1 protein-coding gene is annotated in these 457 nt (G+C 42.2%); it reads right to left on the minus strand.

From position 1 onward, the window contains the following. Positions 1-179: 179 nt before the first annotated feature. A partial coding sequence (gene rpl5 / locus M3175_RS25975; RefSeq protein ID WP_503328634.1) for a large ribosomal subunit protein uL5 occupies positions 180-457 on the minus strand: 278 nt, incomplete at its 5' end.

Below are 457 nucleotides of genomic sequence, written 5' to 3' on the forward strand. Positions count from 1 at the left end.
TCACGTGGCAATGCTTGTAATGCCAGCATGGCGTCCATACGTTCTTCATCAGTTGCGTTGATGTCGCTGATAATTGCCTTAAGCTTTGCACGCTTCTCAGCATATTTAGCAACAGTCGCTTCGCGTTTAAATTCGCGATTAATCATACTTTTCTTTGCCATATTGCCTTATCCTTGCTGTTAGCCCTTGAATGGGAAGCCGAATGCTTTAAGCAATGCACGACCTTGATCATCAGTTTTTGCGGTAGTCGTAATAGTAATGTCTAAACCACGAATACGGTCGATTTTGTCAAAGTCAACTTCAGGGAAAACGATTTGCTCTTTGATACCTAGTGAATAGTTACCACGGCCATCAAATGCTTTATCTGTAAACCCGCGGAAGTCACGGATACGTGGAATAGCGATTGAGATTAAACGATCTAAAAATTCGTACATCTGTTCGCCACGTAACGTTACTT

The sequence above is a fragment of the Robertmurraya korlensis genome, assembly GCF_023715225.1.
In the GTDB taxonomy this organism is placed as follows: domain Bacteria; phylum Bacillota; class Bacilli; order Bacillales; family Cytobacillaceae; genus Robertmurraya_A.